This is a genomic window from Methylocystis sp., from assembly GCF_051061285.1.
GTDB lineage: Bacteria > Pseudomonadota > Alphaproteobacteria > Rhizobiales > Beijerinckiaceae > Methylocystis.
This window is the reverse complement of the sequence record NZ_JBPFEA010000028.1, coordinates 1-13,473: the sequence shown is the minus strand read 5'-3', so window position 1 is coordinate 13,473 and position 13,473 is coordinate 1. Positions and strand designations below refer to the sequence as shown.

The 13,473-nt window shown below is 63.4% G+C and carries 16 protein-coding genes; 14 read left to right on the top strand and 2 right to left on the bottom strand.

What is annotated here, in order from left to right; all coding sequences use genetic code 11:
• Positions 1-5 precede the first annotated feature (5 nt).
• The 8 genes from ACR65T_RS09475 (at position 6) to ACR65T_RS09440 (ending at position 5,464) form a co-directional block, all read left to right on the top strand.
• A complete protein-coding gene (locus ACR65T_RS09475) occupies positions 6-1,598 on the top strand; it encodes a DUF2793 domain-containing protein (RefSeq protein ID WP_434496246.1) in 1,593 nt (530 codons plus the stop codon).
• Positions 1,599-1,669: 71 nt separating this feature from the next.
• Positions 1,670-2,281, top strand: coding sequence for an N-acetylmuramoyl-L-alanine amidase (locus ACR65T_RS09470; protein WP_434496245.1), 612 nt, complete (start codon positions 1,670-1,672; stop codon positions 2,279-2,281).
• 41 nt (positions 2,282-2,322) lie between these two features.
• Positions 2,323-2,499, top strand: a complete 177-nt coding sequence (locus ACR65T_RS09465; protein WP_434496244.1) for a hypothetical protein — start codon at positions 2,323-2,325, stop codon at positions 2,497-2,499.
• 1 nt (position 2,500) lies between these two features.
• On the top strand, positions 2,501-2,722 hold the full coding sequence (locus ACR65T_RS09460) for a hypothetical protein (RefSeq protein ID WP_434489855.1): 222 nt from the start codon (positions 2,501-2,503) through the stop codon (positions 2,720-2,722).
• On the top strand, positions 2,709-2,903 hold the full coding sequence (locus tag ACR65T_RS09455) for a hypothetical protein (RefSeq protein ID WP_434496243.1): 195 nt from the start codon (positions 2,709-2,711) through the stop codon (positions 2,901-2,903). The genes ACR65T_RS09460 and ACR65T_RS09455 overlap by 14 nt, the downstream gene beginning before the upstream one ends.
• Positions 2,904-2,978: 75 nt before the next feature.
• Positions 2,979-3,377 (top strand): PepSY domain-containing protein, encoded by a 399-nt coding sequence (locus ACR65T_RS09450; protein WP_434496242.1) that lies wholly within the window; start codon positions 2,979-2,981, stop codon positions 3,375-3,377.
• Between the two features lie 22 nt (positions 3,378-3,399).
• Positions 3,400-4,083: a response regulator transcription factor gene (locus tag ACR65T_RS09445; protein WP_196393993.1), complete on the top strand. Its 684-nt coding sequence runs from the start codon at positions 3,400-3,402 to the stop codon at positions 4,081-4,083.
• A 4-nt stretch (positions 4,084-4,087) separates the two neighbouring features.
• Positions 4,088-5,464, top strand: coding sequence for an ATP-binding protein (locus ACR65T_RS09440; protein WP_434496241.1), 1,377 nt, complete (start codon positions 4,088-4,090; stop codon positions 5,462-5,464).
• A gap of 76 nt (positions 5,465-5,540) precedes the next feature.
• On the opposite strand, the gene ACR65T_RS09435 is transcribed toward ACR65T_RS09440, so the two are convergent.
• Together ACR65T_RS09435 and ACR65T_RS09430 are read right to left on the bottom strand one after the other, a co-directional pair.
• Positions 5,541-5,936, bottom strand: coding sequence for a DUF3126 family protein (locus ACR65T_RS09435; protein ID WP_434496240.1), 396 nt, complete (start codon positions 5,934-5,936; stop codon positions 5,541-5,543).
• 121 nt (positions 5,937-6,057) lie between these two features.
• Positions 6,058-6,600, bottom strand: coding sequence for a hypothetical protein (locus ACR65T_RS09430; protein WP_434496239.1), 543 nt, complete (start codon positions 6,598-6,600; stop codon positions 6,058-6,060).
• Between the two features lie 235 nt (positions 6,601-6,835).
• On the opposite strand from ACR65T_RS09430, the gene ACR65T_RS09425 reads away from it, so the two are divergent.
• The 6 genes from ACR65T_RS09425 to ACR65T_RS09400 all read left to right on the top strand — a co-directional run.
• A complete protein-coding gene (locus ACR65T_RS09425; RefSeq protein WP_434496238.1) occupies positions 6,836-7,417 on the top strand; it encodes a DNA-3-methyladenine glycosylase I in 582 nt (193 codons plus the stop codon).
• A gap of 4 nt (positions 7,418-7,421) precedes the next feature.
• Positions 7,422-8,054, top strand: coding sequence for a hydrolase (locus ACR65T_RS09420; protein ID WP_434496237.1), 633 nt, complete (start codon positions 7,422-7,424; stop codon positions 8,052-8,054).
• A 21-nt stretch (positions 8,055-8,075) separates the two neighbouring features.
• The gene (locus tag ACR65T_RS09415) at positions 8,076-8,600 is read left to right on the top strand and encodes a tyrosine phosphatase family protein (protein ID WP_434496236.1); all 525 of its coding nucleotides are present in this window, start codon (positions 8,076-8,078) and stop codon (positions 8,598-8,600) included.
• Positions 8,560-9,588 (top strand): NUDIX hydrolase, encoded by a 1,029-nt coding sequence (locus ACR65T_RS09410; RefSeq protein ID WP_434496235.1) that lies wholly within the window; start codon positions 8,560-8,562, stop codon positions 9,586-9,588. The genes ACR65T_RS09415 and ACR65T_RS09410 overlap by 41 nt, the downstream gene beginning before the upstream one ends.
• An 84-nt stretch (positions 9,589-9,672) precedes the next feature.
• Positions 9,673-10,443 (top strand): hypothetical protein, encoded by a 771-nt coding sequence (locus ACR65T_RS09405; RefSeq protein ID WP_434496234.1) that lies wholly within the window; start codon positions 9,673-9,675, stop codon positions 10,441-10,443.
• A 345-nt stretch (positions 10,444-10,788) separates the two neighbouring features.
• Positions 10,789-13,473, top strand: a 2,685-nt coding sequence (locus ACR65T_RS09400; RefSeq protein WP_434496233.1) for a chemotaxis protein CheB, incomplete at its 3' end; no start/stop codon positions are given.

Genomic DNA, 13,473 nt, shown 5'->3' with positions numbered 1-13,473 from the left:
AAACGATGACGCAAACCACGCATCTTGCGCTGCCCTTCATCGAGGCGGCGCAAGCGCAAAAGCACGTCACGCACAATGAAGCTCTGGCGCTGATCGACGCGCTGACGCAGCTTTCGGTTTCTGCGCGAGACGTGACGTCGCCGCCCGCGACGCCGGCGGAAGGCGACCGTGTGCTCGTCGGCGCCGGCGCGACCGGCGATTTCACGGGCAGAAGCGATCAGATCGCGACATTCCTCGCAGGCGGCTGGACCTTTCTTTCGCCGCACGCCGGCTGGCGCGCCTATGTCGAAGCGGAATCGCTTCTGCTGCTCTATGACGGCGCGGGATGGATTGATTGGGGCCTGTCCTTGCGCCGGCTGCAAAACCTTGCGCTGCTCGGGATCGGCGCGACCGCCGACGGCGCCAATCCGCTGCTCGCCAAACTCAATGCGACGCTCTTTACCGCAATGAGCGTCGGCGAAGGCGGCTCCGGCGATCTACGCTTCGCGCTCAACAAGGAGAGCGCGGCGAACACCCTCTCGCAACTTTACGAGTCGAACTATTCCGCGCGCGCCGAAACAGGGTTGATTGGCGACGATCATTTCCACGTCAAAGTGTCGCCCGATGGTTCGATCTGGAAGGAAGCGATCGTCGTCGACAGCGCCACAGGCGCAGTCGCCTTTCCAAGCGGCGGCCCGGCGAAGGTTCATCTGTTTGCGGCTACGGATTCTTATACGCCGACGCCAGGAACGCGCTTTGTTGACGTGATCCTTTTTGGCGGCGGCGGCGGTGGCGGCGCAGGCGCGCGACAGGCAGCCGGCGCAATCGCCTCAGGCGGAGGCGGTGGCGGAGGCGGCGGAATTGCAAAAGGCAAGTTCACCGCAGCTCAGATCGGCGGGGGCCTCACCGTCACGATCGGCGCGGGCGGCAATGGCGGCGCAGCGCAAACCGTCGATAGCACGGCTGGAAATAACGGAACTGCCGGCGGCAGCACGACGTTCGGGACGTTGATGTTTGCCGGCGGCGGCGGCGCGGGCTCTGGCGGCGGCCTTGCGGTCGGCTCTGGCGGCGGCGGGTCCGGCGGGGTGACGGTCGGAGGCAATGCCTCTGGCGCCACTGGTGGGGCGGGTTCTGTCGGCCAAGCAAAGGGCGGGTCTGCTACAGGCGGCGCGTCTAGCGTCAGTAATGCGACTTTTGGCTCGGGCGGCGGCGGTAGCCCCGCATCGGGGACGTCCGGCGCGGGTGGGGGCATATCTGGTCCGGAAGCGGGGGCGTCCGGCGGCGGGTCCGGCGGCGGCATTACCGCAGCCAACGCAACAAGCGCCGGCGGCGCTGGAGGGAGAATTTATATCAACGGGGCGGCCGTGCAAGCCGCCGGCGGGGCTGCTGGCGTCTCCGGCGGCGCTGGAGCGTCATACGCCAGCGACGTTGGCCCTCTCAATCAAAGCGGCTCGGGCGGCGGAGGCGGAGGTTCTCACGCAACGACTCCTGGCGGCGGAGGCGCGGGGGGACTTGGCGGCGGCGGCGGTGGCGGCGGCGGCGCGTCGCAGAACGGCGCCAATTCCGGCGCAGGCGGCAATGGCGGCGGCGGCTACGCCGTCGTCTTTGAATATTTCTGATCGCAAAACATCAAGCGCGTCGCGCGCGATTCCCCATCAACAAACGACATCGGAAGAGAAGGAGTCGGCCCATGGCCTTCGCCGTGAAGAATCACGTCCTGCACCAAAACGACAAGCCTGTCGCTCAAAAGCCGACGCCAAACGTCGGCGGCGCTTTGAAGCCCTCGCTGCTGATCATGCATTACACCGCCGCTCAGTCGGCGAAGGGCGCAATTTCCTGGCTGTGCAATCCCAATGCGAAAGCCTCCGCCCATCTCGTCGTCGATCTCGACGGCGCGGTGACGCAGCTCGCGCCGTTCAATCGCGTCGCATGGCACGCCGGCAAAAGCGTTTGGAGGCGGCGCTCGAACTGCAACGCCTTTTCGGTCGGCATTGAGCTGACCAACGCCGGACCATTGACGAAGCTCGCCAACGGAAAATTCGCCGACGCATACGGAAAGAATGTGCCGGCGAGCCAGGTCGCAATGCTCGTCCACAAGCTCGATAGGGGCGGCGAAAAGCCCTGGATGATCTATCCCGCCCTTCAGATCTCCGTCGCCGTCGATATCGCCAAGGCCATCTGCCAGACCTACGGCATCAGCGACATCGCCGGTCATGACGACATTGCGCCGACGCGCAAGCGCGATCCGGGTCCCGCCTTCGCCATGGAATCATTCGTCTCGCGAGTCCTCGGCCGCAAGTGAAACCGCGCCGGCGGCTTCCGGCATCAAAAAAGGAGCTCCCAATGCAAGGCTATCGCACCTATGTCGTCGCTGGTCTCGTCGCGCTGTTTGGCGCGCTCGCCTCGACCGACTGGATCGCCTTTCTCAATGATCCGAAGGCCGGCGCCATCGCCATCGGTTCGGCGGCGTTGATGGCGATCATGCGCAGCATCACTTCGACGCCGCCGGGAACGGCCTGACATGTCCAAGCTCACCGCGCTCTGTCTCGTCGCGGTGGCCGGCGTCGTCGCCTATGCGCTTGGGCGCGCCGTGTTGGCGCGACTTGTCGCCGGCGGCGCCGCTAAGGAGAACGCGCGGCGCGCCGAATCCGATATGCGCGCCGCCAAGCGCCAGGCCGAAATCATGGTTGAGCGCAGGAGCGTTGAAGATGTTTCGCAAGATCTCGATCATGGTCGCTTTTAGCCTCGCTCTTGCGGCATGCCAGTCGACGGGCGGCGGCTGTCCGCCGCTCGTCGGCTATTCTCTCGAAGAGCAGAAGATTGCGGCGAAGCAGCTGCGCGCCTTGCCCCAAAACGCGCCGCTCGCCGCCATGATCATCGACTACAAGAAGATGCGGGACGCCTGCCGCGCCTCGGAGAGCTGAGGCGCGCGGCCGCATTTCTTGACTATTCATTGCGCATTCAGGGCTTTCGGCCGACTATGCGCCGGGGAGAGGCGCATGCGGGCCGCCGGAGCTTGTTGGAGACGGGCGCTCACCGTCGCCGCTCTCGCGGCGACGGTCGCCTGCCTGCGCGCCGCCGCCAGCCGCGCCGAAGACGCTCCCGCGCGGCTGCAATGCTTCACTATGGCGCAGGCGCGCAGCAAAATGGAGGCGCAGAAGCTCGCCGATCCTTTCCGATGCATGCGGGATGTCGCCCTCCGGCTGCAGGCCGAGCCGCTCGGCGCGCGGCTGTGCCAATTGGGCGAGGGACTTATCTATGAGATCAGTCTGCTGCGCCGGGACGGCCACATCGTCAAGATTCTTGTCGACGCGTTCAGCGGCCGGCCTCATTCTAGCTCTATAGGCGCCGGCTCTATAGGCGCGGGCTCTATAGGCGCCGGCTCTATAGGCGATTGAGTCTCGCACGCGGGAGGACATATTGCGGCTGCTCGTCGTTGAGGACGACAAGGATTTGAACCGCCAGATCGTTCGTGCGCTCGAGCAGTCGGGCTATGCGGTGGACCGCGCCTTCGATGGCGAGGAAGGTTGCCATCTCGGCGAAACGGAGCCCTACGACGCCGTCGTCCTCGACATCGGTCTGCCGAAGAAGGACGGCGTGACCATTCTCGAAGAATGGCGCGCGGCGGGACGCGACATGCCGGTGCTGATCCTCACCGCGCGCGACCGCTGGAGCGACAAGGTGCAAGGCTTCGACGCCGGCGCCGATGATTATGTTTCAAAACCATTCCACATGGAGGAGGTGCTGGCGCGCATCCGCGCCCTGCTGCGCCGCGCGACGGGCCATGCGACGAATGAAATCGTCTGCGGCGCGGTGCGACTCGACACCAAGGCCGGCCGCGTCGTCGTGGACGGCGCGCCGGTGAAGCTCACTTCGCACGAATACCGGCTGCTCGCCTATCTGATGCATCACAGCGGACGCGTCGTATCCCGCAGCGAAATCATCGAGCATTTATACGATCAGGACTTTGACCGCGACTCGAACACGATCGAAGTCTTCGTCGGCAGGTTGCGCAAAAAGCTTGGCGTCGATCTGATCCAGACCGTGCGCGGGCTGGGCTACATGGCGGCCGCGCCGGCAAAGGACGCCGGCTATAAACGCTAGGCGCATGCCCCTTTCCTTCGTCTCCATTCGCTCCATCGCCGCGCGTCTGTTTCTGACTGCGGCGGCGATGAGTTCGGTCGTGCTGATCGTCGCCAGCATTCTTCTTACCGCCTACTACCGAAGCGAAGCTGAAGAGGTTTTCGAACGGCGCCTCGACGTTTACCTGCGCGCCATCGTCGCCGACGTGTCCGAGTCGGGACAGGAGGGACGCACCGGCCCCGGCCAGCTCGGCGACCCGCAGTTTGAGTTGCCGGGCTCGGGCTGGTACTGGCAGATCACGCGTCTCGACGACAAGTCGCATGACATCAAGGCGTCGCGCTCGCTCTTCGCCAACACGCTGCCCAAGCTCTCAGACCTTGGCGTCGCAGCGGAGGTCGGCGGCTTTCGCCGCGGCTACGGGCCTGGCCCGGACGGGCGCAGGCTGCGCATCGCCGAGCGCGTCATCGACGTCGGCGACGTCGGCATCTATCTCGTGCAGGTCGCGGGCAGCGGCGAAGAGATGGAAGAGCAAATCGCCCGCTTTCGATTCGCGCTGATCGTCGCTTTCGCGGCGCTCGCGATTGCGCTCGCCATCGGCGCCGCCTTCCAGGTCCGCTTCGGCTTGCGGCCGTTGAGGCAATTGCAGCGCGAACTGGCGTCGATCCGCGGCGGCGAACGCGAGCGCATCATGGACGCCTACCCGAGCGAAGTCGCGCCGCTCGCCGAAGAGCTCAATCTGCTGATCAGCGCCAATCGCGACATTCTCGAACGCGCGCGCACGCAGGTCGGCAATCTCGCCCATGCGCTGAAAACGCCGCTCTCCGTCATCGTCAATGAGGCCGATTCCGCGCCCGGGCAACTCGCCGGGAAAGTTCAAGAACAGGCGCAGATCATGCGCGATCAGATCTCCTTCTATCTCGACCGGGCGCGGGCGGCGGCGCGCGGCGGCGCGCTCGGCGCCGCGACGCAGATTGCGCCATCGATCGAGGCCTTGCTGCGCGCCTTCAGTAAAATCTATGGCGACAAGGGCGTGATCTTTTCCGGCGGCGCCGATCCGCGTCTGCGCTTTCTTGGCGAGCGCCAGGATCTCGAAGAAATGATCGGCAATCTGCTCGACAACGCCGGCAAATGGGCGAAGAGCCGGGTGACGATCGACGTCTGCGTCGAAGGCGCGTCGCGGCCGACGCTGCGCGTCACCATCGACGACGACGGGCCGGGACTTGCTTCGCATTTGCGCGCCGCGGCGACGCAGCGTGGGCGACGTCTCGATGAAACCAAGCCCGGATCAGGTCTCGGCCTGTCGATTGTCGTCGATCTCGCCGCCGCTTACGGCGGCTCGCTGCAGCTCGACGACAGCCCCAGCGGCGGTTTGCACGCAGAGCTTCGACTGCCGGGGTTTTGAGCTGCGCGGGGCCGGCCCTAAGCAAGCCCGGAACCGGATCAACGATCGAACGGCCGCCCCGATTTCATGCAGCGCGTCACTCTTCTTCGAGATCGAAATCGAGAATGGCGACCTGCAGCGTGAAGCTCGACAGCTTCGGATCGTCAGCGGAGATGACGCCGAGAAATTCGCCGTTGGCGTTGAGTTCGACGGAATCGGTCTTGCGCCCGCGCGCCACGATCGACAGGCGATCGTTTTCGAACAGCTTGCGCAAATAGGACTGCAGCACTTCGCGTCCGACGGGAATTTTCATCTCGAAGGCGAAGGAACGATCGCCGTCTTCGTCGTCGACCGAGATCGAAGCGATCCTTCGCTCGCCAAGGTGCACGGCGGCGTCGTCCGGATTCTTCGGATCCACTGTGACGCGAACGCCGTCATTGCCGAGCGAACGGCGCAGGAACGCCTGCAGTTTTCGCAATTCGACCTTATCCAAACGCCCGCCCCCGTTCAGCGATCAGCATCATTCCTCTGCCACGACGCCTTTCGCCGAGCAAGAGCGCATGAAAAACGCCCGGCGGAGAGCCGCCGGGCGACGTCAAAAGGCGCGAAGAGCGTTATTCGCCTTCGGCTTTCAGCCTCTTGTTGCATTCGCTCCAATATTTTGGCCAGGTGATTTTTGAACCGGCCTTTTTGAGCTCCGCCTTTTTCGCCTTCCATTCCGCGCTGCATTTCTTCTGGCGCGCGCGCATCGCGGCTTTCGAGTCCCTCGCGGGTTTGGGGCTGGGGGCCGCCTCCGTCGCAGCCGGCGGAGGGGTCGGCTCGACGGGCTTGGCTTCGGTCGCTGGCGGCGGCGCAGGCGTCGACTCTACGGCGGCCGGCGGCGGCGTCTCGGGCTTCGCCTCGGCAGGCTTGGCTTCCGCCGGCTGCTCTTCGACGGGCTTGGCCTGCTCCGCCAATCGCCCGCGACAGGCCTTCAAAAATTCCTGCCAGCTTTGTCCGCCGAGTTCGTTGGCCGCCTTAGCCGCCTGGTATTGCGATCCGCATTCCTTCAATACATTGGCCTGCGCATACGCGTCCCCTGAGCTCGCGGCGAGGGCGACGGCGACGGCCAGAGCGCCGCCGACCGCAGCGTAAGAAACAGCGATACGGATCCCCATATAAATCTCCATTGATCGACGGCGCGAACTGAGCCGCAACAACTGCGACGGCGCATAGAAGCATGACCCGCGCCATCTGCGCCCGCCGGGGGCGACGATAGTCCCAACTTGGTTGTGAACGCAATCCAAACGCGCGATAAAGCCCGAGCGCACGGCGTTTTTTCGTCCGGCTTTTTATGGGTGAGTCTTGGCAAGCGTTCGGGAACAGCCGGCAAGTTGGCGCGAGCTCGCGGTCGTGTCGCATCCCGACGGGCTGCAACGCTGCCCGTGGCCCGGCGTCGATCCGCTTTACCTCGACTATCACGACAACGAATGGGGCCGGCCCGAACGGGACGGCCGGGCGCTCTTTGAAAAGCTGACGCTCGACGGCTTCCAGGCCGGCCTCTCGTGGATCACCATTCTGCGCAAGCGTGAGGCGTTTCGCGCGGCCTTCGACGGCTTCGATCCGGCAAAGATCGCGAGATTCGATCAGAAGCGCGTCGCGGCGCTGATGCGCATTGATGCAATCGTGCGCAACCGCGCAAAAATCGAAGGCGCCGTGCTCTCGGCGCAGGCGTGGCTGGAGATCGAGGCGACGACCGGCTTTTCGGATTATCTGTGGGGTTTCGTGGATGGACGACCGATCGTCAATCGCTGGACGCGCATGAGCGACGTGCCGACGCAAACCCCACTTTCCGAACGCCTCTCCAAAGATCTTAAGGCGCGCGGCTTCAAATTCTGTGGACCGACGATCGTCTACGCCTTCATGCAGGCGGTCGGCATGGTGGACGATCATCTGACGGGCTGCCATCGCCACACAGGCGGCGAGGGCGGCTGACGCGATGCGGGCTCCTTCCACGAAAAATCGTGGGCGGCCGTCGCCCGGCGAGGCGCCCCGCGCCTGGCAGCGCATGTTATCCGGACGCCGCCTCGATCTGCTCGATCCTTCGCCGCTCGACGTGGAGATCGAAGATATCGCGCATGGGCTCGCGCGCGTTGCGCGATGGAACGGTCAGACTGTCGGCGCGCATATTTTCTCGGTCGCACAACACAGCATGCTTGTGGAAAAGGTCGCATGCGCGCTCGATCCCGCGATCGGCCGAACGGAGCGGCTTTACATGTTGCTGCATGACGCGCCTGAATATGTGATCGGCGATATGATCTCCCCGTTCAAGGCGGTGATCGGCGACGCATACAAAAGCGTCGAGGACCGCATATTGGGCGCGATTCTCCTGCGTTTCTCTCTGCCGCCGACGCCCTCTCCCGCACTGCGGCGCCTGTGCAAGGAAGCCGACCGCGCCGCCGCTTTTTTTGAGGCGGTGCAGCTTGCGGGCTTTACACGGGGCGAAGCCGAGCGCATCTTCGGCCGCCCGGCGATCCCGCCGCAGCCCTTCATGGACGAACTCGCCCCGGCTCCCATTGAGGAGACGCAGGCGCGTTTTCTCGCTCGGTTTCGGGCGGTCGACGAAAGTTGAAGAAGAACGTCGGGGAGAAAAATGCCGAATGGGCGCCTGTACGTCTGTTCCCTGACTAAGGTGGTCGACACGGTGCGCGAAAGCGGCGCACGCTCGCTTGTCACCATTCTTACCGCCGGGGCGTCGCTTGTTCGGCCTTGCGAAATCTCCCGCGAGCGCCATTTGCGCATCGCTGTCTCCGATATCGACGCGCCGCGGGGAGGGCATGTCCTCCCTGGCGAGGAACATATCAATCGGCTGCTTGCTTTCCTTGAGGAATGGGACCGCTCCGCGCCGCTCGTCATACACTGCTACGCTGGGGTGAGCCGATCGCCCGCGGCGGCTTTTGTCGCGGCCTGTGCTTTAGCGCCGCGTCGCAGCGAAATGGAGATCGCGCGCGAACTGCGCCGCGTCTCGCCGACCGCGACCCCGAACAGACGGCTGGTCGCGCTCGCCGACGAAAGGCTCGGGCGGAACGGGCGAATGTCCGCCGCGATCGCCGCGATCGGACGCGGGACCGACTGCTATGAGGGAGCGCCCTTCGCCCTGGAATTCGCCGACGCCTAGCCGAGCCGCCGAAGAGCTCGCGCCCCTATCCCCGCCCGTCGCTATCGGCCTCACCGCCGCAATCGTCGCCGTTCGAGACGACGAGCCCTTGATCCTGACGACGCGCGCGGACGGGCCGGCGGGGGTCGCCGCCCTTCCCTCCGGACCCTTCGATCCGATCCGCCATCGCACCTTCGAGATCGGCCTGCGTGAATGGGTCGCCGAGCAGACCGGCGCGCCGCTGGGCTATGTCGAGCAGCTCTATACATTCGGCGATCGCGGACGGCACGCCCGCGCCGGCGACCGTGATCCGCACGTCGTCTCGGTCGGCTATTTGGCGTTGACGCGCATCCGCGACGACGCCGATCGGCGCGCAAGCGTCTGGCGGAGCTGGCATGATTTCTTTCCCTGGGAGGATTGGCGCAAAGGTCCGCCCGTGGTCCTCGAGGAAACGATCGCGCCAGGATTGACGGACTGGGTGGCCGAGGCGCCGGACGCCGTTTCCTCTTCAGGCGTCTCGCGCCGGGTGCGGGTCAATCTTCTTTTTGGCGGCAAGGGACGCGCGTTCAGCGAGGAGAACGTCCTTGAGCGCTACGAGCTTCTTTACGAGGCGGGGCTTCTCGAGGAGGCGCTGCGCGATGGTCGCGAATCGGCGGAGAAACGGGCGCCGCTGACGCCGCTCGGGACTCCGATGCGCCATGACCATCGCCGCATTCTCGCCACAGCCATGGGCAGACTGCGCGCCAAAATGAAATATCGGCCGGTGATCTTCGAGTTGATGGCGTCCGAGTTCACGCTGACTGAGCTACAGCGGACAGTAGAAGCCATCGCTGGCCGACATCTGCACAAGCAGAACTTCCGCCGTCTGGTGGAATCAACGGCCATTGTCGAGCCGACGGGGGAAATGTCTTTAAAGACTGGCGGACGCCCAGCCGCTCTATTCCATTTTCGCCGCAATGTTCTGCAAGAAAGGCCCGCGCCAGGGCTTCGCGTCGGCATCCGAGGCTGATGTCGTTCCTTAAGGCGATGTTCACCGCGACATGGTGAATGTTTGCTGAAGCGAAGCCTGCAATGCGTAGAGTAGAGGTGCGTCTTGGGCTATTTGTCGCCGCCCCCCATGCCGGCGCCGGTCGTCGTCTACAAGGACGTCGGCGGCCTCGTCAGCGATTATGAAGCGCTCACCGAACGATATCGCCGCGAGAACCGCGAGGTCAGGCTGCATGAATGCCGCTCGGCCTGCACGCTGGCGCTGAGCCTGCCGAACGTCTGCGTCTATCCGGACGCAAAGGTCAAATTTCATCAAGCCTATAACGCCATCAACCGGGAGGTCGACCTCGGCGTCTCGTCGCGGCTGTTCGCCTCCTACCCTGCCACCGTGCAGGCGCGTCTTGGCTATCTGACAAGAGAATATCGCGTATTGACCGGGACGGAGCTGATCGCTCTTGGCATGCGCAATTGCGAGGGCGGCCCGACCATGATCGCGAGCCGCAAGCAGCAGCGCGCGGCTTCGACCAGCGTCGCCAGCGCGCGACCCGATGGGCAATCGGGCGCGAGCCTCGCCGCCTTTGGCGACATCGCGCATAAGGTGCAGACCGCGGTCGCTACCGCCCTTGCGAGCACTGGCGGCCAGACGACCGATCCGATCCATGTCGTCGTCGCCGACCGGCGGCAGCTGCCGGGATTCGCGCGCGGCGGCGAAGAGGCGCATGCGCTTCCTGAGCCCGCGCCGCTGCCGCCGCGCCGGCCGCCGTCCGAGGCCTTCGCGGCCGATCGGGCGCCGATGTCTCCGGCCTATCTGCAACTCATCAGCGGGGCGCGACCCATCCTGGGGTCGCAGCTCGTGCGCACAGTGGCCTCGAACTGAGCGGCGACGTCGCGGACTGGCGCCCGGGGCAGCTGTGAGGGCCGTTTAGAATTCCACGCGCCCAGTTTGGTCCCACAAAGAAAAAGCGCGCTTTTGATCGGCCGCTCCGCGCGCCATTCTACGCCGTGAGCGTCAGCATTCCTTCGCGATAACGGCGTTTGGGCGCTTTGCGCCGGGTGAGTGACAGGCCTCCAGGAAACCGCTTGAAATCACAGGCGGCGGCGAACTTTCCAAGGCCTGCAAAAGCGGCATATACGTCTTATGTTCTCCCCTCGCGCAACGGGTTCTTATCGAGCCGCGAATACGGCGCGGCGCGGGACTGAATCAACTCAATAAACGGAAGTTATGGCGTCGGATTCTCGATTCCCTATCGTTGGCATTGGCGCTTCCGCCGGTGGGCTGCGGGCCCTCGAGCAATTCTTCCAAGCCGTCCCCGCCGATCTCGGCATGGCCTTTGTGATTATCACGCACCTCGCCCCAGATCGCGAAAGCTTCCTCACCGACATACTCGCGCGCCACACCAGCTTGACCGTCCATGTCGCGAGCGAGGGCCAGAAGGTTGAGCCGAACAGCATTTATGTTTTGCCGCCCAACGCATCCCTGACGATAGAGGGAGGAACTCTTCGACTCCATCAGATCGAGCACGGCCATGCCGAGCGCAGCCCGGTCGACGTGTTTTTCAGTTCGCTCGCCCAGGATTGCGGGGAATACGCTGTCGGCGTCGTGCTCTCTGGGAGCGGCAGCGACGGCGTTCTCGGAATCAAAGCGATCAAGGAACAGGGCGGCCTTGTCCTTGCACAATCGAGCGATGGAACTCAGCCAAGTTTCACCGGCATGCCCGACAGCGCGATCGCCAGCGGTCTCGTCGACTATGCCATTCCCGTTGAGGACATGGCCGCGAAGCTGTCAGAAAACAGGCAAAGCATTGGATTGGTCGATGCGCTTGCAGAAAGTGGCGCCGCTCAAGGCGACCATCCCGACGCCAAGTCGATCGAAATGCTCTACGCCACTCTTCGATCCCAGATGGGGCACGATTTCAGCGGCTACAAAAAGCGCACGTTCATACGACGCGTTCATCGCCGCATGCAGATCAATCATTGCGATTCGCTACTGGCCTACGTCGAATTCCTGCAACGTGACCATGAGGAGCCGACGCGGCTGTTTCGCGATCTCTTGATCAATGTAACGAGTTTCTTCCGTGACGCCGAAGCTTTCGACGCTTTGGAGAAGATCGTTATTCCGCGTCTCTTCGAGGGCCGTGGCGCCGCAGACACGATCCGCGTTTGGGTCCCCGGCTGCTCAACTGGAGAGGAGGTTTATTCGATCGCGATCCTGCTCCGCGAGCATATGGACAAAACAACCGGGTCGCCGCGCGTCACGGTCTTTGCGACGGACATCGACGAACGCGCATTATCGGTGGCGCGCGCCGCCCGTTATCCGTCCGCGCTGATGAAAGGCGTATCGCCCGAGCGGCAAGAGCGGTTCTTTACGAAGAACTCCGGCAGTTTTGTCGTCGCCAGATCAGTGCGCGATCTTTGCGTGTTCTCGGTCCACAGCATATTGCGTGATCCGCCGTTCTCGCGCATGGACATGATCTCCTGCCGCAATCTGCTGATCTATTTCGGCGCCGATGCGCAGCGCCAGGCGTTGCCGACTCTCCATTACGCGCTGCGACCGGGTGGTTTTCTCTTTCTTGGAAAAGCCGAAACGATCGGCCGCTTTTCGGAATTATTTGCGCCGGTCGACAAGACGAGCTGCATCTTCCAAGCGCGCGACATCGGCGCCCGGGCTCGCATGCCGACGTTCGTTAACGGCCTGCGCCCGGCTCCCTTCGTCTCGCATCGGAGCGATCATGTCGCGGCAGGAGGCATGGGCGCCCGACAGTCGGCGGAGGCGCGAATCGCCGATCGTTTTGGACCGCCGCATGTGATCGTCAATGAAGATGGCGACATCGTCCATTACTCCGCGCGCACGGCAAAATTTCTCGAAGCGCCCTATGGCGTGCCCACGCGGCAATTGCTGACCTCGGCGCGCAAGGAATTGCGTCTCGATTTGCGCAGCGCGCTACGTGAAGCAATCGAGACGCGACGGGCCGCGACACGCGATAATATCGCTTTCGAAACCGATCATCATGTCGAACATGTTTCGCTTTCGGTCGAGCCTCTGCCGGATGGGGCCGATGGCCGATCCGCGTTTCTCATTGCCTTCGAAGAGAAAGAACTTTCGAAAGATGAGGTGGTCGATTCGAACGAAGCGCCTCAACCGCAGGAGTCCGCTGACACATCGCCGATCGAAGCGGAATTGCGCGACACGCGCGAAAGACTGCAAGGCACCATTGAGGAATATGAGACGGCGCTGGAAGAGCTGAAATCCGCTAACGAGGAACTTATTTCACTCAACGAGGAGTTTCAGTCGAGCAATGAAGAGCTCGAATCCACAAAAGAGGAATTGCAGTCGCTGAACGAGGAGCTGCAGACCGTCAATCAGGAATTGCTGGCCAAGGTGGAGGATCTCGACCGGGCGAACAGCGACCTCACGAACCTCTTCGCGAGCACCAACGTCGCCACGATCTTTCTCGACCGTGATCTCGTGATCCGCAGCTTTACGCCCGCGGTCACGAGCCTCTTCAATATTATTGCAACCGACAAAGGCCGCCCGTTGGGAGACCTCGCGATCAAGCTCGATTATCCGGAACTGCAAGACGACATCAAAAGCGTCATGAAGACGGGAACGCTGATCGAGCGACGGGTGAACCAAAACGTGGCCGGAACGCCGCATTTTCTATGCCGCTTGACGGCCTATCGGAACACAGAAGGAAAAATCGATGGCGTTGTGGCGACATTCGTCGACGTCACCAGTCTAGCGAGATCAGAAGAACGCCAAAGGACATCCTGGTTTCGCTCTTGCGTCAGCTTGATTTTTCTGAGAGAACAAAAACAGAACATGCTGTTTTCGAGAGGATTCCGCGATGGCGCGCAACAAGGTGCAATTTCAGAAGGGTCTCAGCGAGCGCGAGTTCAGCAAGGCGTA